Genomic DNA, 18,904 nt, shown 5'->3' on the forward strand with positions numbered 1-18,904 from the left:
ACTTACACCTATCGGTTATTCGTTTTGTTAAAGATCGGTGCAGATCGCTGCGTTTCGTTTCCGTCGCTGCGTTGCCTGCTGAGGAGGTGAAATATACGTTACAGCCCCGACTCCGTCAACACCTATTTCGAAAAAAGATAGGGTTTTTCAGATATCGAAACATAAGGGCATGATTTCAATAAGAATTATGCCGCAGCGATTTTACAAGAACTTTTGGACAGCCCGGAAAACAGGGCTTCCCAGCTTGTTGCCATCGGAAGATAAGCTGCAAAAGCGGGTTGGTTTTCCCTGTTTTTTCCGGAAAAGCCGCTTTCCGGCAAATTATTCGGCGCAGACTTTATGCCTTAGGCATTAATTGTTAAGCTGAACGCATTCCACCGCCCAGGAGACATCCATGCAGCAAACCTTGCGTCAACGATTGGAGGGCTTGCCCGCACCGTTTTACGCCTTGATGCTGAGCGATGTGCTGAGCGGCTTGGCGATGGGCGCCGGTTATGTCGCCATCAGTTGGTGGGTGGTGCAGTCCGGCGGCGCGCGCGATATGGCCTGGTTCGGCTCTATCACCGCCTTGGTGATGCTGCTGTCGCTGCCGCTGACCGCGCCCTTGGGCGACCGCCTGCCGAAAAACCGCCTGATTGGCGGCGGCATGCTGCTGGCGATGTTGAGCGCCTTGCTGCTGGCGCTGATGGCGGCGCAGGGCTGGTATCGCATCGGCTGGGTGATTGCGGTGGAGTCGCTGGCGATGCTGGCCTGGTCCATTGTGCTGCCGTCCATGCTCAGCATCGCCGCCGAGATGGTGCCGGCGGCCAGGCTGGGCGATGCGCTGTCCTTGCAGAAAAGCTCGCAGTCGGCGGGCAATCTGATCGGCCCGGTGCTGGGCGGCGGCCTGATGGCGGCGACCAGCTCCACCCTGACTCTGCTGGCCTACGCCTGTTTGCTGGTGGTGGCCGCCGCGGCTTCCTTATATGTGCGCGTGCCGCCGCGCGCGGCGGGCGCCGTCCGCAGCCCCTGGCTGGAAGATATCCGCAGCGGCCTGTACGCGCGCTGGCGCATTCCGCTCGAACGCTATTGGACCTTGGCGGTTTTCATCACCCTGGTGGCCTTCATGCCGCTGGTGACCACCTTGCTGCCGGTCAAGCTGCACGCGCTGGGTTTGTCCGCAGCCTGGCTGGGCGGTTGCGAGGCGGCGATCAGCGCCGGCATGCTGCTGGGCTCGCTCTGGTTCACCCATGTGCTGCTGCGCCGCTTCAGCCGCTATCAGGCGCGCACCTTCGGCATGCTGGTCTGCGGCGTGCTGATGCTGGTGGTGGCCTTGAGCTCCAATCCCTGGTTGATCCTGGCCTGTTTCGCGGTGATGGGGCTGATGTTCGCGCTGAACCAACTGATAGGCCAGACCCACCGCACGCTGGCGGTGCCTGAAAATTACCGCGCGCGCTTTTCCGCCATCAATGTGATGTTGGTGAAGATAGGATCGATGCTGGGGCCGGCCCTGGCCGGCGCGATGCTGCATGTGCTGCCGCTTGATCAGGTCTACCTGATTTTCGCGCTGCTGCATTTGGCCACCGTGCTGCCTATGCTGCTGCTGCCGGGCCTGAAGGCTTTCCTGGAGCTGGACCACGAGGAGGTGAAGGACTGGTATTGGCGGCGCCACCCGGAGGCGTTCCGCGATTTGGCGGCCGCCCCTCCCGCCAAGCCGGCATGCGAGGCGCGCTGACGCGGATGCGAGAACGGCGGCCATCGGCCGCCGTTTGCGTTTCCATATATATAGGAGTGGATCAGAGCACGTAACGCGCCAAATCTTCGCGCTCGGCCACTTGCTCCAGCTTGCTGTCCACATAGCCGGCGTCGATCTCGCAGCGGCCGGCCTTGGCGTCGAAAGCCACTTCTTCCAGCAGCTTTTCCATCACGGTGTAGAGACGGCGCGCGCCGATGTTCTCGGTTTTCTCGTTGACCTGCCAGGCGATCTCGGCCAAACGCTGGATGCCGCTGTCGACGAACTCCAGTTCCACGCCCTCGGTGGCCATCAGCGCCTGGTACTGGCGGGTCAGACAAGCGTTGGTGCTGGTGAGGATGGCCTTGAAGTCGTCCACGGTCAGCGAAGACAGTTCGACACGGATGGGCAGGCGGCCTTGCAGTTCCGGGATCAGATCCGACGGCTTGGACAGCTGGAAGGCGCCGGAAGCGATGAACAGGATGTGGTCGGTCTTGACCATGCCGTACTTGGTGGACACGGTAGTGCCTTCCACCAGGGGCAGCAGATCGCGCTGCACGCCGGCGCGAGAGACGTCGGCGCCGCCCTGGCCTTCGCTGCGGCTGGTGACCTTGTCGATCTCGTCCAGGAACACGATGCCGTTCTGCTCGACGTTCTTCAGCGCCTCGGCGCGCAGCTCCTCGTCGTTGACCAGCTTGGCGGCCTCTTCGTCGATCAGCTGCTTGCGCGCCTCCGTCACCTTCATCTTGGCCGTCTGCTTCTTGCCGGAGCCCAGGCCCTGGAACATGCCTTGCAGCTGGCTGGCGAAGTCTTCCATCCCCGGCGGGGCCATCACGTTCATCTGCGCCGCCGGCGCGGCGATTTCGATTTCGATCTCTTTATCGTCCAGCGCGCCTTCGCGCAGCATCTTGCGGAATTTCTGACGGGTGGCGCCGTCTTCCGGCTTGGTTTCCGCCTCCGGCTCGCCGCCGAAGAAGCCGGCCTGCTGACGCGGGCGCGGCAGCAGCACGTCCAGAATGCGGTCTTCGGCCGCGTCTTCCGCGCGCGGGCGGTTGCGCTTGATGGCGGTGTCGCGGGTGTCCTTGATCGCCACTTCCACCAGATCGCGGATGATGGTGTCCACGTCGCGGCCGACATAGCCGACCTCGGTGAACTTGGTGGCCTCTATCTTGATGAAGGGCGCGCCGGACAGCTTGGCCAGGCGGCGGGCGATCTCGGTCTTGCCCACGCCGGTGGGGCCTATCATCAGAATGTTCTTGGGAGTGATTTCGCTGCGCAGCGGCTCGTCCACCTGCTGACGGCGCCAGCGGTTGCGCAGGGCCACCGCCACCGCGCGCTTGGCCGCGTTCTGGCCGATGATGTGTTGGTCCAGCTCGTGGACGATTTCCTGCGGGGTCATTTGCGTCATGACTTTCTCCAGCCGGAAGCGGCGCTCCCGGCGATTTGATTCTTGAATCGGGCGGCTCAGTTGGCTGCCGGCTCTTCGGCTTCGCCCAACAGCTCGATCACATGGTTGTGGTTGGTGTAGATGCAGATGTCGCCGGCGATCTCCAGCGATTTCTTCACCACCACTTCCGGCGGCAGATCGGTGTTATCAAACAATGCGCGCGCCGCGGACTGGGCGTAGGCGCCGCCGGAACCGATGGCGGCGATGCCGTCTTCCGGCTCCAGCACGTCGCCGTTGCCGGTGATGATCAGAGTGCAATCCTTGTCGGCGACGATCAGCATCGCCTCCAGCCTGCGCAGCATGCGATCGGTGCGCCAATCCTTAGCCAACTCCACCGCCGACACCAGCAGATTGCCCTGATGCTTTTGCAGCTTGGCCTCAAAACGCTCGATCAGGGTGAAGGCGTCGGCGGTGCCGCCGGCAAAGCCCGCCAGCACCTTGCCGCCGTGCAGCTTGCGCACCTTGCGCGCCGAGGCCTTGATCACGATGTTGCCCAGGGTGACCTGGCCATCCCCGCCCAGCGCCACGCGATTGCCGCGGCGAATGGACACGATGGTGGTTCCGTCGAACTGTTGCATGTTTTGTATTCCAATAATGTCGCCACCGGCACTCCGCCGTGGCCAATGCTGCAAGATATGCAGGCAAAACCATGGATTGCAAGCGCCGGAACGCTCCGGCGCGCCGGCGGGCGCGGCGCTTGGCAAAATCCTTTTCCCGTCATTCATTTATCCATGTCAATGACTTAGGGATATACGCGTTTTCCAGCTTGGATAATGAGAATAGTTTGTATTATCATCACCGTCATGAACCAGCGAATTCTTCAATACTCGGCGCTCTCCAGCACCGTGGGCCTGCATGCTCTGGTCTTCGTGCTGATGGGCGGCGCAGTGGCGATGCAGCAACCGATCACGCTGCCGCGCGTCGCCAGCATGGAAATGATCAGCCTGGCCGCGCCCAGCAAGGCCGCCGCGCCGGCTGCGCCCAAGCAGCAGCCCAAGCCCGAGAAAAAGCCGACGCCGCAGGTCAAGCCCACCCCGACGCCGAAACCGACTCCGGTCAAACCCAAGGTGATGGCCACGCCCGCCCCGGCCGCGCCCAGCGCCAAGGCCATCAGCGTGCCCACCGCCGCCCCCGCGGCGGAAAGCAAGCCCAGCCCGGCCGCCAACTCCGCCGAGGGCGGCAGCTCCCGCGGCCAGTCCGCCGACGCCAAACCCTCGATCACCGAGCCGATGTACCGGGGCGGCTATCTGAACAACCCCAAGCCTGCCTACCCGGCGCTGTCCATTGAAGAAGGCGAAACCGGCACCGTGCAGCTGCGCGTGCACGTGTCCGCCCAGGGCCAGCCGCTGGACGTGGCGCTGGCCAACAGCAGCGGCTTCCCGCGGCTGGACCGCGCCGCCGTGGCGGCGGTGAAGCGCTGGACCTTCACCCCGGCCAAGCGCGGCAGCGAAGCCATCGCCTACACCTTTATCGTTCCCGTTGAATTTTCTTTGAAGTCTGCCAGATCATGAAACTCCCAGCGGCATTTCGCCAAAACGGCTCCATACTGGCGACAACGACCATCGTCCTGGCGCTGATCAGCAGCGCCATGGCAACAGCCGCCCCCGTCGAGGCCGAACGCTCGCTGGACCCCGCCGCCGAAACGACGGCAGCCACTCGCGCTCCCCCTTTTCGCGACCGGCAGTCGAACAACCCCAAACCGGCCTACCCGGCGATGTCCATTGAAGAAGACGAAACCGGCACTGTGCAGCTGCGGGTGCATGTCAGCAGCCAAGGCCTGCCGCAAGACGTGAGCTTGGCCAAAAGCAGCGGTTCTCCCCGACTGGACAGTGTGGCGCTGGACACTGCCAAACGCTGGCGCTTCATTCCTGCCCAACGCGGCGGCAAGCCCATTCCATACACTTTTTTCATTCCCGTTGAATTTTCTTTGAAGTCTGCAAAACCATGAATCTAATGACTGTATTCCAACAAGGGGACGCCGTGCTGGTCGCGGTGTTCATGATCCTGGTCCTGATGTCGGTGCTGACCTGGTACCTGATCCTGGTGCGCGGCGTCAGCACCTGGCACATCCGCCGCGCCAACAAGCAGGCCGAAGCCGCGCTGTGGGACGCCCCGAACTGGAAGCAGGCGGAAACCCAGCTGCAGGATTCGCGCGCGCCCTTCGCCAACCTCACCCGCCAGGGCCTGGCCGCGCTGCGCCACTACCGCAGCCAGGCTGAGCGCCCGCTGGGCCAGAGCTGCGACCTGGACGAGTTCCTGACCCGCGCCATCCGCAAAGGCCTGGCTCAGGAAAACGGCAAGCAGGAAACCGGCATGACCGTGCTGGCCTCGGTGGGCTCCACCGCGCCCTTCATCGGCCTGTTCGGCACGGTATGGGGCATTTACCACGCGCTGGTGAACATCGGCGCGGCCGGTCAGGTCACCATCGCCGCGGTGGCCGGCCCGATCGGCGAAGCGCTGGTGGCCACCGCCGCCGGCCTGGCCGCCGCCATCCCGGCGGTGCTGGCCTACAACGCCCTGACCCGCATGCAGCGCATCATGGCGCAGGACATGGACTACTTCGCCCACGATCTGCACGCCCAGCTGCTGACTCAGTCCGGAGAAATCGATGGCGTTCGGTAGTTTCGACAAGGGCGGCTCCGCCCCGATGGCGGACATCAACACCACCCCGCTGGTGGATGTGATGCTGGTGCTGCTGGTGGTGTTCATCATCACCACCCCGCTGCTGACCAATACCGTCAAGCTGGACCTGCCGCAGGCCAGCGCCGCCGCGCAGCAGAGCCAGCCCAAGGAAATCCGGCTGGCTATCGACGCCGCCGGCGCGGTGTTCTGGAACGACGTCAAAGTACCGGAAGGCGAACTGGACGCGCGCTTCGCCGCCGCCGCCCGCGACAACCCGCAAGTGGAGCTGCACTTGTTCGCCGACAAGAGCGTGCGCTACGAGACGGTGGCCAAGACCCTGGCCAGCGCCCAGCAAGGGGGCATCAGCAAGATAGGCTTCGCCACCGAAGCGCCGTAACAGACGAGTCAGGCCGGCGCCCGCCGGCCGCTCCAAACCGTCACCCCCGCTCCAGCCATCGCAACGCGCAGCCCAGCCCTCCCTGAATGTGTCTGCCGGCGTCTCACCACAGGACTGCCGCACAAAAACCATACACATTCGCAAGCGCTAATATGCGAACATGGAAGGCTTGATCCCATCCGGCGGCGCGGACGCCGGATGCGCGTTTTCACCATCCTCGCGCCGTATAATCATCACCGCGACATCACACTTTTCGATTCCAATATGCGTACACTCACTCTCGGACTGGCCGCCGGCCTCTACAGCAGCTTCAGCGCCGCCGCGCTGCAGCCGGTCAGCGAAGCGCCGCTGGCGGTCAAAACCGCCGTCAGCTGCCAGCACAATAAAGACAACAGCCTGGACTGCGTCACCAGCAAGCAATTCACCATCCTCCACCCCTCCGGCCGCGAACAGCTGTCCCGCATCGATTTCACCTACCCGGCCGAAGACCGGCTGCGGGTGGAACAAGCCGAAGTGATCCAGCCCAACGGCAAAGTGATCAAACTGGGCAAATCCCAGATCGAAACCCGCGCCGCGCCCAATCCGGACGCCGGCGTCAGCCGCGACATGCAAACCTGGATGGCCTTCCCGGAATTGTCGGTGGGCAGCACCGTGTCCTACCGCATCAAGACCCACAGCGTGGCGCAGCCGCTGGTGCGCCAGCTGCGCTACCAACTGGACCTAGGCCCGCAAAAAGCGCGCGAAGACAGCTTCAATTTCGAGCTCCAGTCCACCCGCCCGCTGATCTGGCGCGGCATGATGCTGGACGATTACGCGGTGGACGCCAGCGCGGACCGCAAACGCATCAAGGTATCGCTGCGCCGGCCGCGCTACCTCAACTACATCAACGAGTGGAACAACAGCGCGCTGCGCGAATGGCCGCAGCTGGTGATCGCCACCTCGGACCAGCCGCAAGACCACTTCGGCGCCCACGCCCGCCGCTACAACGAAATCCTGGCCGCGCCGCTGCCGCCGGCCGCCGCCGCCGTGGTGGCCGCCAACCAGGGCAAACCGGCCGCGGAGCAGGCGGCCGCCTTCATGCAGCACATCAACCGCAACTACCGTTACCTCAACGACACCCGGCTGGCGGAGCGCGGCCTGGTGCCGTTCACGCTGGCGGAAATCGAAAAGCACGGCTACGGCGACTGCAAAGACCTCTCCACCCTGCTGACCGCCATGCTGCGCCGCGCCGGCGTCGCCGCCGAGCCGGCGCTGATCTACCGCGGCAAATTCGCCCCGCCGCTGCTGCTGCCCGGCGTCGGCGCGCCCAACCACATGATCGTCCGCGCCGACATCGCCGGCCAGACCTGGTGGCTGGACCCGACCAACCCCTTCTTCCAGCCCGGCCGCATCATGTCTGACCTGCAAGACCGCTGGGCCTTCATCATCGGCAAGGACGGCGTGGTCAGCCAGACCCAGGTGCCGATGGAAGCCGCGCGCACCGATCTGAACATCAAGCGCGAAAACGCGCTGAAAGCCGACGGCAGCGCCGACGTTCGCGCCGATATCGAACTGGCCAACTCCACGCTGATCGACACCATTTTGCAAGACCGCTACCAGGGCGTCAGCGCCACCGACCAGAGCCTGTGCAACCGCCTGAGCGGCCAGCCGGAAGACTGCAAGGTCCAGCGCGACAAAACCTCCTTCATGGTGCCGTCCAGCTATCCGCTGCGCATGAGCGTGCGCGACCCGCGCATGCTGGAGAAGATTTCCGGCCTGTTTCTCTACGACTCCCACTTCAAGGGCGTGTGGGACAGCTTCGACAACTACAAGCGCAACGGCAACCTGGCCGACGTCTATCTGGGCGACGCCAGCGCCATGCAGTCCGACGTGCTGCTCAAGGGCGCCAAGGCCATCCAGCCGGCCTTCGAATGCAAGGTGAGTTCCCCCTGGTACGAAGTGGACGCCAAGCAGCAGCAGACCGCGGCCGGCATCCGCGTCCAGTACCGGATCAGCAATAAGGTGCGCTGGCTCAGCCACGCCGAGATCAACAGCCCGGCATTCGCCAAGCTGATAGACGACGCCCGCGCCTGCGTGTCCCAGATCCGCCAGATCGTCAAACTCTGAGCGCCGGTTTACGATCTGAGGCCCATTTCGGCCAAACCGCGAAGGATGCCACAGGCATCCTTTTTGTTTTTATAAGAACTGGATTATTAAGAAGTAATTTAAGCAGCACCGCGTCAAGCATGGGCAGTACAAATAAATAAACGCTTGCCCCTACTGGGCCAGTGGCCGAAAATGAACATTTGAGGTTATGCAATCGACAAATAAGAGAGAAACAGACCATGACGCACCCCGCCGCCGGCACGGCCAGCAAGGAAATCCGGCTCGCTCCTCATGAACTGATCATCACCAAGACCGACCCCACCGGCCACATCACCTACGCCAACCGCGTGTTCATGCGCATCGCCGGCTACGCCGAGCACGAGCTGCTGGGCAAGCCGCACAATCTGATCCGCCACCCCGACATGCCGCGCGGCGCCTACCGGCTGATGTGGAAAACCCTGCAACAGGGCCAGGAATTCTTCGCCGTGGTGAAAAACCACAGCAAAAACGGCGACTACTACTGGGTGCTGGCCAACGTCACCCCGGACTACGACCTGCGCGGCCAGCTGCAAGGCTATTACTCCGTGCGCCGCCCGCCCAGCCAGGAAGCCATCAACGCCATCGAACCGGTCTACGCCCAGATGCGCCAGATCGAAGCCAGCCACAACAAGGCCACCGCGCCAGACGCCTCCGTGGCCTGGCTGCAGCAAGTGCTGGCGGACAAAGGCGTCAGCTACCAGGACTTCATCCTGTCCCTCAACGCCCAGGTGCTGCAAGCGCCGGGAGTCGCCGCATGAACCAGTTCCAACACAAGCCGCCCTTCCTGCGCACCCAGCTGGGCTGGTGCATCATAAGCTTCAACCTGCTGGTGGCCTTCTCGCTGCTGGACGGCTATCTGTTCCCCGAGATCGTCGGCCGCATCGTGGACGCGCTGCTGCTCGCCGTCTCCATCGCCCTGTCCCTGCTGCTGTGGCGCCACAGCGGCCGCATCTTCGGCCTGCTCAACACCCTGCACGAGCAGTTGGGCTACGCCAGCTCCGGCGAACTGCACCACCGCGCCACCGGCACCCGCAACCTGGGCGAAGTGGGCAAGCTCGCCTGGCAGCTCAACGACTTCCTCGACCTGATCGAAACCTACTTCAAGGAAATCAACACCTGCTTCAAGGCCATCAGCGCCGGCGACTACAGCCGTCGCCCGCTGAGCCAGGGCCTGCCGGGCATCCTGGCCAGCTCGCTGGGCAGCGTCAACCGCGCGATACAGACCATGGCCGACAACGACGGCTACATCCGCCGCAACCGCCTGTCCTCGCAACTGGCCGCGCTCAACAACCCGCATTTGCGCAAGGACCTGGCCAGCAACCAGAGCGATCTGGAAGACATCAGCCAGGCCATGGCCGACGTGGCCGCCATCACCCAGGACACCGCCGACGGCGCGCGCGTCAGCCTGGAAACCGCCCAGCACCTGTCCGGCCACCTGGACACCATCGCCGACAGCGTCAGCAGCATGGACACCGCCAGCACCGCGCTGGCCCAGGAATGGCAGGGCATAGAAACCTCGCTGGCCGACATCTCCGCCATCGCCGACCAAACCAATCTGCTGGCGCTGAACGCCGCCATCGAAGCCGCCCGCGCCGGCGAAACCGGCCGCGGCTTCGCCGTGGTGGCCGACGAAGTGCGCAAGCTGGCGGAGCGCAGCAAGAGCACCGCCAACAATGTGCAGGACGTGTTGGAGAACCTGTCGCTGCGCATCGGCAATATGCAGACCCAGGCCAGCGCCGCCGGCAATGTGGCCAGCCAGGTCAAGGACTCGGTGGAAACCTTCCGCCAACGCTTCAGCAGCCAGGTGGAACAATCGCAGCAGGTGATGGCGCAGGTGAACCGCGTGCACGACAAATCCCAGCTCAGCCTGCAAAAAGTGGGGCATGTGATCTTCAAGCAGACCGCCTATCACTCGATAGAGGAGGCCCAGCCGCTGAAGCAGGGCAGCGAGCTGCAAGGCTGGTTGCAGCTGCAAGGCCAGCAGTCCTTTGGCCAGACCCGTTCCTGGAGCGAGCTGGCGGCCACCGAGCAGCAGGCCAGCCAGCACATCGACGCCGCGCTGGCGGTGTTTGGCCAGGAAGGCCCGCTGGACGAGCAGGAAATCGTCAACCGGATGCAGAAGCTGGAGCAGGACAGCGGCCGCATCCTGCGCTACCTGGACAAGCTGGGCGAGGAGAAGCACGGCCAGTAAGCCAGGGCTCAACACCCGCCGCGCATCGGCGTTGGAGCGCCGGCAGGGGCGTAGCCGGACAGGAATCAAGCGGGGCAGTTAAAAGCTGCCCCGCTTTTTGGCGTATGCGCCGCGCTCAGAAGCGGCGCTGGTGGGTATCGCCTATTCGATGGCGGGGTTTGGTGGGTATCGCCTGCGGCTCCTCCCACCCTACCAATCCACCTGCCGTAGGGTGGGTGGAGCGTAGCGATACCCACGCGAACATGCGGCAGAATTGAGCTTTGGGTTTCGATGGCGGGGTTTGGTGGGTATCGCCTGTCGGCTCCTCCCACCCTACCAATCCGCCTGCCGTAGGGCGGGTGGAGCGTAGCGATACCCACGCGAACATGCGGCAGAATTGAGCTTTGGGTTTCGATGGCGGGGTTTGGTGGGTATCGCCTACGGCTCCTCCCACCCTACCAATCCGCCTCACGTAGGGTGGGTGGAGCGCAGCGATACCCACGCGAACATGCGGTGGAATCCATCCTTGGGTTTCGATGGCGGGGTTTGGTGGGTATCGCCTACGGCTCCTCCCACCCTACCAATCCGCCTCACGTAGGGTGGGTGGAGCGTAGCGATACCCACGCGAACATGCGGTGGAATCCATCCTTGGGTTCCGATGGCGGGGTTTGGTGGGTATCGCCTACGGCTCCTCCCACCCTACCAATCCGCCTCACGTAGGGTGGGTGGAGCGTAGCGATACCCACGCGAACATGCGGTGGAATCCATCCTTGGGTTCCGATGGCGGGGGTTTGGTGGGTATCGCCTATCGGCTCCTCCCACCCTACAAGTCCCCCTCACGTAGGGTGGGTGGAGCGCAGCGATACCCACCAGCCGAGGTCAGCGATTGCGCAGGCGGATGCGGCGGAAGCGCGCTTCTAGGTTAAACCGTTGTCCCAGCGCCAGGTAGAGCTGATGTTGGCTATCGACATGGCGGTAGACCCGGACCCGGTCAGCGCCCAGCAGCATCATTAATTCCAGATAGTTGAAGAAACCCATCCACTGGCCGCGTCCATCGCGGTCGTCAAAATCGATGTCCCGCGCCACGCGGCTGAGCAGGCCCTTGCCGACGTATTCGCGGTTGTCTTTCAGCCATTGCAGTAGATGGGCCGCGCATTCGCGGCCGTAGGCGTTGTCGGCGGGGTAGTCCTTGCTGGGCGCGGGCATCTGCCAGTAATGCCGATAGGTACGGCCGGGGCAGAAGCGAACAAAGGGAAGCAAGGCTTCCTGTTGCTCCAGCGAGGCCAGCTTATAGCGGCGGCGCGGGGGGAAGTTTTGAGCGTGATGCATGGTGTTTCTCCTGTAATGACACAAGATGAAGCACCTGATCCCAAGTCGGAGGGAGCAGGATTGGCGTCTAAACAAATCAAATCGTTAACAGTGAAGGCTCAAAGCCCACCATGCACCTACCGAATAGCGTGGCCATGGAGAAATGACGAATATATGCGCGGAGGCTTATATTTGAGTTTGTTAACGAGACGCCAATCTCGTTTGCCGCATGTGGGCGGCAACGGAGGGATTGTTGCCGAGGGGACGGTTGAGGTCAAGGTGGGGCGGTTGCTTTGATTGAGCGTGGCTTATTGGTTGTGTGATCTGGTTTTGAATCCGCTGCGCGGATATTGATTTAGGTGCCGCTTTCCGCGCGGCGAACGGGGAGGGGGCGGGCCGCCGCCCCCTTCCAGCCCCCCTCGTCCCCCAGGACGCGAAACCCGGAGCGCGCCCCGAGGGGACACTTGGTCGCTACACGAGGTGGTCAATTTTCTAGATAGGGGATGGTTGATTTGCCGCCTGGGTTGCTCTGTGGGTAACTTGGTTCCATTGCTCTTGTCTGTGGATAAGCTTTGTTTCCTAAAAGAAAGCATGTATCCGATGCGCCCCTGGTCCCTTCAAGCCTGCCGACGGGTGGCAGGCCCGAGGTCTTAAGCGGCTGCCTGTTCGAGCAGCGCGACGTTAGCGCGCTGCGAGTTCAGCCGCGCCTCGGGCCTGACGGGGCCCGGCGGGAAGCCGCAGGCCAGGCTTGCAGGGCGGCCTTTGAGGTGTCTACGTGCGAATCTTTGATTCGCTCAGTGATAGGGAATTTGGCCGAGTTGTTCCCCTTCCTGCCTGCCGGGCAGCCCCGGCAATCAAATCCATCATCCGCGCAGCGGATTCAAAACCCTCATTTCACCTACAGATGGCTTACCTCTCCTAACAGGTTCCGGAAGGAAGCCCCCGCCCCCACAACAAATGCAAAAAGGCGAAAACCCCAACCGAGGTTTCCGCCCTGCGACAACATCCGTTCCAACAAACCCTTGGCGCTAGGACCCCGCCCCCTGCCGTGCCGGCTCCCCGGCCGCCTCCGCCTCGGCGGCCGCGCCGCCGGCCAAACGCCGCAAAGACCCAAACCCCGCGCACATCGCCAGGCTGGCCGCCGCGGCCGCCGCGCCGAACCAACCCACCGCCGTCAACGGCGCCAAGGCCCGCGCCAGCGCGCCCAGGCCCAAGGCGCCCAGGCCGTCGCCCACCACGTCTTGCGCCGTCCACAGGCTGTTCACCCTGCCCAGCAAGTGGTCCGGCGTATTGCCCTGCACCAGCGTGAACTGCAACAAAGACGCGATCGAACCGAAATAGCCCAGCAAGGACAAGGCCAGCAGGCCGTAAGCCAGATGATGGACCAGGCCCAAGGAAGCGATGCTCAGCGACGAAGCCAGCACGCAGCTCAACATCACCGCGCCGGGACGGCTCAAACCACCCACCCAGCCGCTGGTGAAGGCGCCTATCATCGCGCCCAGCGGCACCGCCGAATACATCAGGCCCACCTCGAAAGCGCCGCCGCCGTAGCCGTCCTCCGCCAGCGACGGATACAACACCCGCACCGCGCTGAGCAGGGTTTGCAGCGTGCCCACCGCCACCACCGCGCCCACCACCTTGTTCTGCCACAGGAACTCGAAGCCCTCCAGCAAGGAACGCAGCGGATGCGCCGGCTCCCCGCCCTGCGGCTTCAAGGACGGCAAACGCGTCAGCGGAATCAAGGTGGCCAGGGTGCCGACGCCGGCCAGCAGGTAGTTCCAGTTAACCCCGGCCGCGGCGATGATCATGCCGCCCAGCAGGGGCGACAGCACGCCGCCGATGCGCATGGTCAGCATGCTCAGCGCGCCGGCGGCCGGCAGGTTTTCACGGCCGACGATCACCGGGATCGACGCCATCAGCGAGGTGATGCCGATGCCGCTGAAAAAGCCGTCCCAGGCCGACACCACGTACAGCGCCAGCACCGACGGGTTGGTCATGAAACCGTTGAGCGCCAGCGCCAGGAAGCCCAGGCCGCACAGCGAGCGGCCCAGCAGGATCAGCCGGCGGCGGTCCATCCGGTCCGCCAGCACGCCGCCGCACATCAGGCCGGCGAACATGCCGATGCCGTCCAGCGCCATCGCTGCGCCCACTTGCAGCGTGGAGCCGGTGAGCTGATGGATTTGCACCGGCACCGCCACCATCAGGATGCCGAAGGCGAACACCGAGATCATGCGGGCGATGAAGATGGAGCGGAAATGCGGGTTGAGCCTGAGCAGGCTGAAATCAACGAAGATAGGCGACTTTTTCATGACAAAGTTTTATCTCGACAGGGGTGGAGGCCGCTTGGCATGCGCCGGCGCGCCCGGCGGACGGCGCGGTTTGCTGCCCGCGCGCGCCCGGCAAGATGGTGTTCCGTTATGGATGCCGCATGGTAACATCAGCAGTCTGTATTAGGAATCATTTGCATTTGATCATGTCAATCAGCCCCGCCTCGGCCCTGCCCGCGCCCAAGGCGCCGCCAAGCCGCCGCCTGACCCTGTTGCTGTGCTGCCTGGCCGCGCTGGCGGCCATTGCCCTGTTGAGCCTGATGCTGGGCGCGAAACCGATTCCGGCCGCCGTCGTCTGGCGCAGCCTGTTGCACGGCGGCGGCGATCCGGACAGCGTGATCGTGCTGCAAGGCCGCTTGCCGCGCACCTTGCTGGGCCTGCTGGCCGGCGCGGCGCTGGGCCTGTCCGGCGCGCTGATCCAGGCGCTGTCGCGCAACCCGCTGGCGGACCCCGGCGTGCTGGGCGTCAACGCCGGCGCCAGCTTCGCCATGGTGCTGGGCGTGGCGGCCTGGGGCGTGGACAGCCAGCTGGGCTACCTGGGCTGCGCCGCCGCCGGGGCGCTGGGCGCCACCTTGCTGGTGTACGCGGTGGGCGCGCGCGGCCGGCGCATGGACCCGCTGCGCTTCGTGCTGGCCGGCGTGGCCGTCAGCGCGGTGCTGATGGGCTTGTCCACCGCCATCACCCTGCTGGACCCGCTGGCCTTCAACCAGCTGCGCTACTGGAACGCCGGCACGCTGGACGTGCGCAGCATGACGCCGGTGGCGCTGGTGGCCCCGGTGATCGCCGCCGGCGGCCTGCTGGCGCTGCTGCTGGCGCGGCCCCTGAACACCCTGGGCATGGGCAGCGATCTGGCGGTGAGCCTGGGCGGACGTCCGCTGCTGATCCAGGCCGGCGCGGTGCTGGCCATCACCCTGCTGTGCGGCGCCAGCACCGCCGTGGCCGGCCCCATCGCCTTCATCGGCCTGATGATTCCCCATCTGGCCCGCTGGCTGGGCGGCGCCGATCTGCGCTGGACCCTGCCCTTCACCCTGCTGCTGGCCCCCATCCTGTTGCTGAGCTCGGACATCGTCGGCCGGCTGCTGACCCCGGGCGAGCTGCGGGTCTCCATCGTCACCGCCTTCATCGGCGCGCCGGCCCTGATCTGGCTGGCCCGCCGCCACGCCGCGCCCGGAGGCCGCTCGTGAAGCCGGCGGTGTTGCGCTGGGGCAGCCCGGACGGCCGCTGCAACGGCCGGCTGGCGCTGGGCGGGCTGTGGACCTGTTTGCTGCTGGCCGGCGCCTGCGCGGCGCTGGCGGCGATGAGTTTGCGCGCCGGCGCCTTGCCCATGAGCCTGGAACAAGTGTGGCAGGCCTTGCAGGGCCAGGGCGGCCGACTGGAGGTGGCGGTGGTGCAGCAATGGCGGCTGCCGCGGGTGCTGATGGCCTTGGTGGTGGGCGCGGCCTTGGGCATGAGCGGGGCGATTTTCCAGTCCTTGATCCGCAACCCGCTGGGCAGCCCGGACGTGGTGGGCTTCAACACCGGCGCCTATACCGGCGCGCTGGTGGTGATCACCCTGTTCAACGGCGGCCATTTCCAGATCGCCGGCGGCGCGCTGGCCGGCGGCCTGCTGTCCGCCGCCCTGGTCTATCTGCTGGCCTGGCGGCAAGGCGCGCACGGCTTCCGCCTGATCATCGTCGGCATCGCCGTCAGCGCCATGTTGAGCGCGCTCAATCACTGGCTGCTGATCAACGCCAGCCTGGAGGCGGCGATGAGCGCGGCCACCTGGGGCGCGGGCACGCTCAACGGCATGACCTGGAGCAAGGGCCTGCCGTCCGCGCTGTGCTGCCTGCTGGCGATGGCGGCGGCGCTGACGCTGCAGCGGCGCATGCGGCTACTGGAGATGGGCGACGACTGCGCCAGCGCGCTGGGCGTGCCGGCGGAGCGCACCCGGCTGTGGCTGATGGGCCTGGGGGTGGCGCTGATCGCTTCCGCCACCGCCGCGGCCGGGCCGATTTCCTTCATCGCGCTGGCCGCGCCGCAAATCGCGCTGCGCCTGCGCCGCACCCAGGCCACCAGCCCGCTGACCGCGGCCTGGACCGGCGCGCTCTTGTTGCTGGCCGCGGACTACGGCGCCCAGCAATTCTTTTATCCCCGTCAGTTGCCGGTGGGCGTGGTCACCATCTGCATCGGCGGCCTGTATCTGCTGTGGCTGTTGCTGCGTCAAACCGGAGCCCGAAAACCGTGACTTCCCTGAATTTGAAACTGGACGCCGCGCCGGCGGCCGGCGCGCAGCCGCCGCGGCTGCGCGGCGAGGGCCTGCGGCTGGGCTACCGCCAGCGCACGATTTGCGAACAGCTGGACGTGCGGATTCCCGACGGTTCCTTCAGCGTGATCATCGGCCCCAACGGCTGCGGCAAGTCCACGCTGTTGCGCAGCCTGAGCCGGCTGTTGAAGCCGCTGGCCGGCCAGGTGTGCCTGGACGGCCGCGACATTCACAGCTTCCCGGCCAAGGCGGTGGCGCGGCAGCTGGGCCTGCTGCCGCAAAGCGCGGTGGCGCCGGACGGCATTGCGGTGGCGGACCTGGTGGCGCGCGGACGCTATCCGCATCAGAGCCTGTTGCGGCAATGGAGCCGGGAGGACGAGGAGGCGGTGAGCCAGGCGCTGGCGGCCACCGGCACCGACGCGCTGGCGGACAGGCTCGTGGACGAGCTGTCCGGCGGCCAGCGCCAGCGGGTGTGGGTGGCGATGGCGCTGGCGCAGCAGACGCCGCTGCTGTTGCTGGACGAGCCAACCACTTATCTGGACATCGCGCATCAGATCGAGCTGCTGGAGCTGTTCCGCCACTTGAACCGCGACGGCGGCCGCACGCTGGTGGCGGTGCTGCACGACATCAACCACGCTTGCCGTTACGCCAGCCATCTGATCGCGATGCGCGACGGCCGCATCGTGGCCGAGGGCGCGCCGCGCGACATCGTCAGCGCGGACTTGATTGAACAGGTGTTCGGCCTGAGCTGCCTGATCATGGACGACCCGGTCAGCCATACGCCGATGGTGATTCCGCGCGGGGGCTGAGCGCCTGTTCACGCGCTTTTGCCCATGTGTCGAAACATTGTTAGGCACTCAAGAAACCACGTATCCGACGTGCCCTAACTCCCTTCAAGCCTGCCGTCGGGTGGCAGGCCCGAGGTTTTAAGCGGCTGCCTGTTCGAGCAGCGCGACGTTAGCGCGCTGCGAGTTCAGCCGCGCCTCGGGCCTGACGGGACCCGGCGGGAAGCCGCAGGCCAGGCTTGCAGGGCGGCCTTTAGGGTAAAGGGAGATTTGGCCGCGCAAATCTCCCTTTCCGTTTGCCGGGCGGAACCGGCCCTTAATCATCATCCGCGCAGCGGATTCAACTTGGGTAATGGCTGTTGCCTGAAATTATCGCCAACAGCCCCAAGCCCTGCCGCCAAGCAAACTCAATCCTCCGCCGGCTCCCGCCACAGCCAGGCCAGCCCGTCCAGCAGGCCGCCGCGCCAGCACAGCCAGTCGTGGCCCCCTTCGAACTCCTGATAGCGCACCCTGTGGCCGGCGCGCTCCAAGGCCGCGCGCTGGCTGGCGTTGACGTCCAGCATCACTTCTTCGCGGCTGCCCACCTCCTGATAGACCCGCAGCCGCCCCGGCGGCAATTCGTCGGCCTCCAGTTGCTCGGTCAGCCGGCCGCGGCTGCCGGGCAGCCGTCGTTCGCTGACGGCGCGCGCGCGTTCATGCAGTTCCACATAGGGCCACCAGAAGGAGCCGGACTGGCTGAGCACGCAGCCGAAGCGCTCCGGCCAGCGCAGGCCGGCGAACATCGCCGCCAGGCCGCTGTAGCTCTGCCCCGCCACCGCGGTGCGCGCCGGCCGCGCGCTGAACGGCGCGACGCGCTCCGCCTGCGGCAGCAGCTCCTGTTGCAGCGCCAGCCAGAAATCGGCGTTGCAGGGCAGGTCCTGCTCCCGATGCCGGTTGTCGATGACGTCCACCAACAGGTAAACCGCCGGCGGCAGCCGGCCGCGCCGGGTGTCCGCGTCCAGCGCGGCGAACACCGGCATGCGTTCGGCCCAGTGCTGGCCGTCCAGCAGAATGGCCAGCGGCCGCTCTCCACGCTCCTTGGCCGGCAACGCGCCGGTTTGGTAGATCCAGACCCGGCGCGACTTGCCCAGCCGCGCGCTGTCCCAATGGATCAAACTCAGCCGCGCCGGGTCCGCGCCCTGGCGGCGCAGATCCCAGGCTTGCCAGGCATGCTGGTCCGGCGCCGCGTCCAGGTGCAGCGCGGACAAGGGCGCGCCCCAGCTGCTGACATAGCCGGCGCGGGGGTTGAGCGGGTCCGCCGCCGCCCGGCTCATGATGTCCAGCCACCATTGGCGGTGGCGCAGCCGGCTGGCGCGCGCGTCGGCGTCCGGCGCCGGCGGGGCCTGCTCGGCGGTAACCGGAATATAGGCGTAGCTGCCGCGCCAGTTGGCCGGCAGCTCGGCCTGCCACCACCAGACGTCGGTGTCGCCCAGCCGGCTCAGCGACTGCGGCTGGGCGCGATGGTGATCGGTGACGGAATTGACGTCCACGTAGACGCGGGCCAGCGGAGAACGGGCGGCGGAGCCGTGGGGATCCCGCCAGAGGAAGGTCACGCATACGCCGCCGTCCGGCAGCCGCTCAGTCAGCGGCGCGCCCACGGTGGCCAGCCGCTCCCACCAGGCCGGCTGGCCCGCCTCGGGATGTTGCAGGCAAGCCGCACTGCGCGCAGCCTGTTGATTCCACGCCGTTTCTTCCATTGTCTGCATCTTGTTTCCTGGCGTTTCCCGCGATG

The 18,904-nt window shown here is 65.5% G+C and carries 16 protein-coding genes; 11 read left to right on the top strand and 5 right to left on the bottom strand.

Features of this window, described 5'->3' with window-relative positions; all coding sequences use genetic code 11:
- Positions 1–394 precede the first annotated feature (394 nt).
- Entirely contained in the window at positions 395–1,714 is a 1,320-nt protein-coding gene (locus VK98_RS18015; protein WP_048415364.1) for an MFS transporter, read from the top strand.
- A gap of 61 nt (positions 1,715–1,775) precedes the next feature.
- Here VK98_RS18015 and hslU read toward each other — a convergent pair whose 3' ends face one another.
- Together hslU and hslV are read right to left on the bottom strand one after the other, a co-directional pair.
- Positions 1,776–3,119 carry an ATP-dependent protease ATPase subunit HslU gene (hslU, locus tag VK98_RS18020; protein WP_048415365.1) on the bottom strand — a complete coding sequence of 448 codons (1,344 nt, stop codon included), beginning with the start codon at positions 3,117–3,119 and terminating at the stop codon, positions 1,776–1,778.
- Positions 3,120–3,175: 56 nt separating this feature from the next.
- Positions 3,176–3,736 carry an ATP-dependent protease subunit HslV gene (hslV, locus tag VK98_RS18025; protein WP_048415366.1) on the bottom strand — a complete coding sequence of 187 codons (561 nt, stop codon included), beginning with the start codon at positions 3,734–3,736 and terminating at the stop codon, positions 3,176–3,178.
- Between the two features lie 225 nt (positions 3,737–3,961).
- On the opposite strand from hslV, the gene VK98_RS24450 reads away from it, so the two are divergent.
- The 7 genes from VK98_RS24450 (at position 3,962) to VK98_RS18060 (ending at position 10,492) form a co-directional block, all read left to right on the top strand.
- Entirely contained in the window at positions 3,962–4,669 is a 708-nt protein-coding gene (locus VK98_RS24450) for an energy transducer TonB (RefSeq protein WP_048415367.1), read from the top strand.
- Positions 4,666–5,106 (top strand): energy transducer TonB, encoded by a 441-nt coding sequence (locus tag VK98_RS22950; protein WP_053077472.1) that lies wholly within the window; start codon positions 4,666–4,668, stop codon positions 5,104–5,106. Before VK98_RS24450 ends, VK98_RS22950 begins: the two co-directional genes overlap by 4 nt.
- Complete coding sequence (locus tag VK98_RS18040; RefSeq protein WP_048415368.1) at positions 5,103–5,780, top strand: MotA/TolQ/ExbB proton channel family protein; 678 nt, start codon at positions 5,103–5,105, stop codon at positions 5,778–5,780. The genes VK98_RS22950 and VK98_RS18040 overlap by 4 nt, the downstream gene beginning before the upstream one ends.
- Positions 5,767–6,177 carry a biopolymer transporter ExbD gene (locus VK98_RS18045; RefSeq protein ID WP_048415369.1) on the top strand — a complete coding sequence of 137 codons (411 nt, stop codon included), beginning with the start codon at positions 5,767–5,769 and terminating at the stop codon, positions 6,175–6,177. Before VK98_RS18040 ends, VK98_RS18045 begins: the two co-directional genes overlap by 14 nt.
- 264 nt (positions 6,178–6,441) lie before the next feature.
- Positions 6,442–8,283, top strand: coding sequence for a DUF3857 domain-containing transglutaminase family protein (locus tag VK98_RS18050; RefSeq protein WP_048415399.1), 1,842 nt, complete (start codon positions 6,442–6,444; stop codon positions 8,281–8,283).
- 218 nt (positions 8,284–8,501) lie between these two features.
- Positions 8,502–9,059 (top strand): PAS domain-containing protein, encoded by a 558-nt coding sequence (locus tag VK98_RS18055; protein WP_019102317.1) that lies wholly within the window; start codon positions 8,502–8,504, stop codon positions 9,057–9,059.
- Complete coding sequence (locus VK98_RS18060) at positions 9,056–10,492, top strand: methyl-accepting chemotaxis protein (RefSeq protein WP_048415370.1); 1,437 nt, start codon at positions 9,056–9,058, stop codon at positions 10,490–10,492. The genes VK98_RS18055 and VK98_RS18060 overlap by 4 nt, the downstream gene beginning before the upstream one ends.
- A gap of 858 nt (positions 10,493–11,350) precedes the next feature.
- On the opposite strand, the gene VK98_RS18065 is transcribed toward VK98_RS18060, so the two are convergent.
- Both VK98_RS18065 and entS read right to left on the bottom strand, forming a co-directional pair.
- Complete coding sequence (locus VK98_RS18065) at positions 11,351–11,800, bottom strand: hypothetical protein (RefSeq protein WP_048415371.1); 450 nt, start codon at positions 11,798–11,800, stop codon at positions 11,351–11,353.
- Between the two features lie 1,007 nt (positions 11,801–12,807).
- Positions 12,808–14,088 carry an enterobactin transporter EntS gene (gene entS / locus VK98_RS18070; RefSeq protein ID WP_048415372.1) on the bottom strand — a complete coding sequence of 427 codons (1,281 nt, stop codon included), beginning with the start codon at positions 14,086–14,088 and terminating at the stop codon, positions 12,808–12,810.
- A gap of 164 nt (positions 14,089–14,252) precedes the next feature.
- On the opposite strand from entS, the gene fepD reads away from it, so the two are divergent.
- From fepD to VK98_RS18085, 3 genes are read left to right on the top strand one after another with little or no spacing between them, the layout of a single operon-like run.
- Complete coding sequence (gene fepD, locus VK98_RS18075) at positions 14,253–15,290, top strand: Fe(3+)-siderophore ABC transporter permease (protein WP_048415400.1); 1,038 nt, start codon at positions 14,253–14,255, stop codon at positions 15,288–15,290.
- Complete coding sequence (gene fepG, locus VK98_RS18080; protein ID WP_048415373.1) at positions 15,287–16,330, top strand: iron-enterobactin ABC transporter permease; 1,044 nt, start codon at positions 15,287–15,289, stop codon at positions 16,328–16,330. The genes fepD and fepG overlap by 4 nt, the downstream gene beginning before the upstream one ends.
- Positions 16,327–17,157 carry an ABC transporter ATP-binding protein gene (locus tag VK98_RS18085; RefSeq protein WP_082159121.1) on the top strand — a complete coding sequence of 277 codons (831 nt, stop codon included), beginning with the start codon at positions 16,327–16,329 and terminating at the stop codon, positions 17,155–17,157. Before fepG ends, VK98_RS18085 begins: the two co-directional genes overlap by 4 nt.
- A 383-nt stretch (positions 17,158–17,540) precedes the next feature.
- Here VK98_RS18085 and fes read toward each other — a convergent pair whose 3' ends face one another.
- The gene (gene fes / locus VK98_RS18090) at positions 17,541–18,878 is read right to left on the bottom strand and encodes an enterochelin esterase (protein ID WP_231589318.1); all 1,338 of its coding nucleotides are present in this window, start codon (positions 18,876–18,878) and stop codon (positions 17,541–17,543) included.
- Positions 18,879–18,904: the final 26 nt, after the last annotated feature.

Source organism: Chromobacterium sp. LK11, assembly GCF_001043705.1.
In the GTDB taxonomy this organism is placed as follows: domain Bacteria; phylum Pseudomonadota; class Gammaproteobacteria; order Burkholderiales; family Chromobacteriaceae; genus Chromobacterium; species Chromobacterium alkanivorans.

Bases quoted from the DNA above. Each gene is read 5' to 3' on its own strand.
- VK98_RS18015 (WP_048415364.1), top strand. From the start codon at position 395: ATGCAGCAAACCTTGCGTCAACGATTGGAGGGCTTGCCCGCACCGTTT.
- hslU (WP_048415365.1), bottom strand. From the start codon at position 3,119: ATGACGCAAATGACCCCGCAGGAAATCGTCCACGAGCTGGACCAACAC.
- hslV (WP_048415366.1), bottom strand. From the start codon at position 3,736: ATGCAACAGTTCGACGGAACCACCATCGTGTCCATTCGCCGCGGCAAT.
- VK98_RS24450 (WP_048415367.1), top strand. From the start codon at position 3,962: ATGAACCAGCGAATTCTTCAATACTCGGCGCTCTCCAGCACCGTGGGC.
- VK98_RS22950 (WP_053077472.1), top strand. From the start codon at position 4,666: ATGAAACTCCCAGCGGCATTTCGCCAAAACGGCTCCATACTGGCGACA.
- VK98_RS18040 (WP_048415368.1), top strand. From the start codon at position 5,103: ATGAATCTAATGACTGTATTCCAACAAGGGGACGCCGTGCTGGTCGCG.
- VK98_RS18045 (WP_048415369.1), top strand. From the start codon at position 5,767: ATGGCGTTCGGTAGTTTCGACAAGGGCGGCTCCGCCCCGATGGCGGAC.
- VK98_RS18050 (WP_048415399.1), top strand. From the start codon at position 6,442: ATGCGTACACTCACTCTCGGACTGGCCGCCGGCCTCTACAGCAGCTTC.
- VK98_RS18055 (WP_019102317.1), top strand. From the start codon at position 8,502: ATGACGCACCCCGCCGCCGGCACGGCCAGCAAGGAAATCCGGCTCGCT.
- VK98_RS18060 (WP_048415370.1), top strand. From the start codon at position 9,056: ATGAACCAGTTCCAACACAAGCCGCCCTTCCTGCGCACCCAGCTGGGC.
- VK98_RS18065 (WP_048415371.1), bottom strand. From the start codon at position 11,800: ATGCATCACGCTCAAAACTTCCCCCCGCGCCGCCGCTATAAGCTGGCC.
- entS (WP_048415372.1), bottom strand. From the start codon at position 14,088: ATGAAAAAGTCGCCTATCTTCGTTGATTTCAGCCTGCTCAGGCTCAAC.
- fepD (WP_048415400.1), top strand. From the start codon at position 14,253: ATGTCAATCAGCCCCGCCTCGGCCCTGCCCGCGCCCAAGGCGCCGCCA.
- fes (WP_231589318.1), bottom strand. From the start codon at position 18,878: ATGCAGACAATGGAAGAAACGGCGTGGAATCAACAGGCTGCGCGCAGT.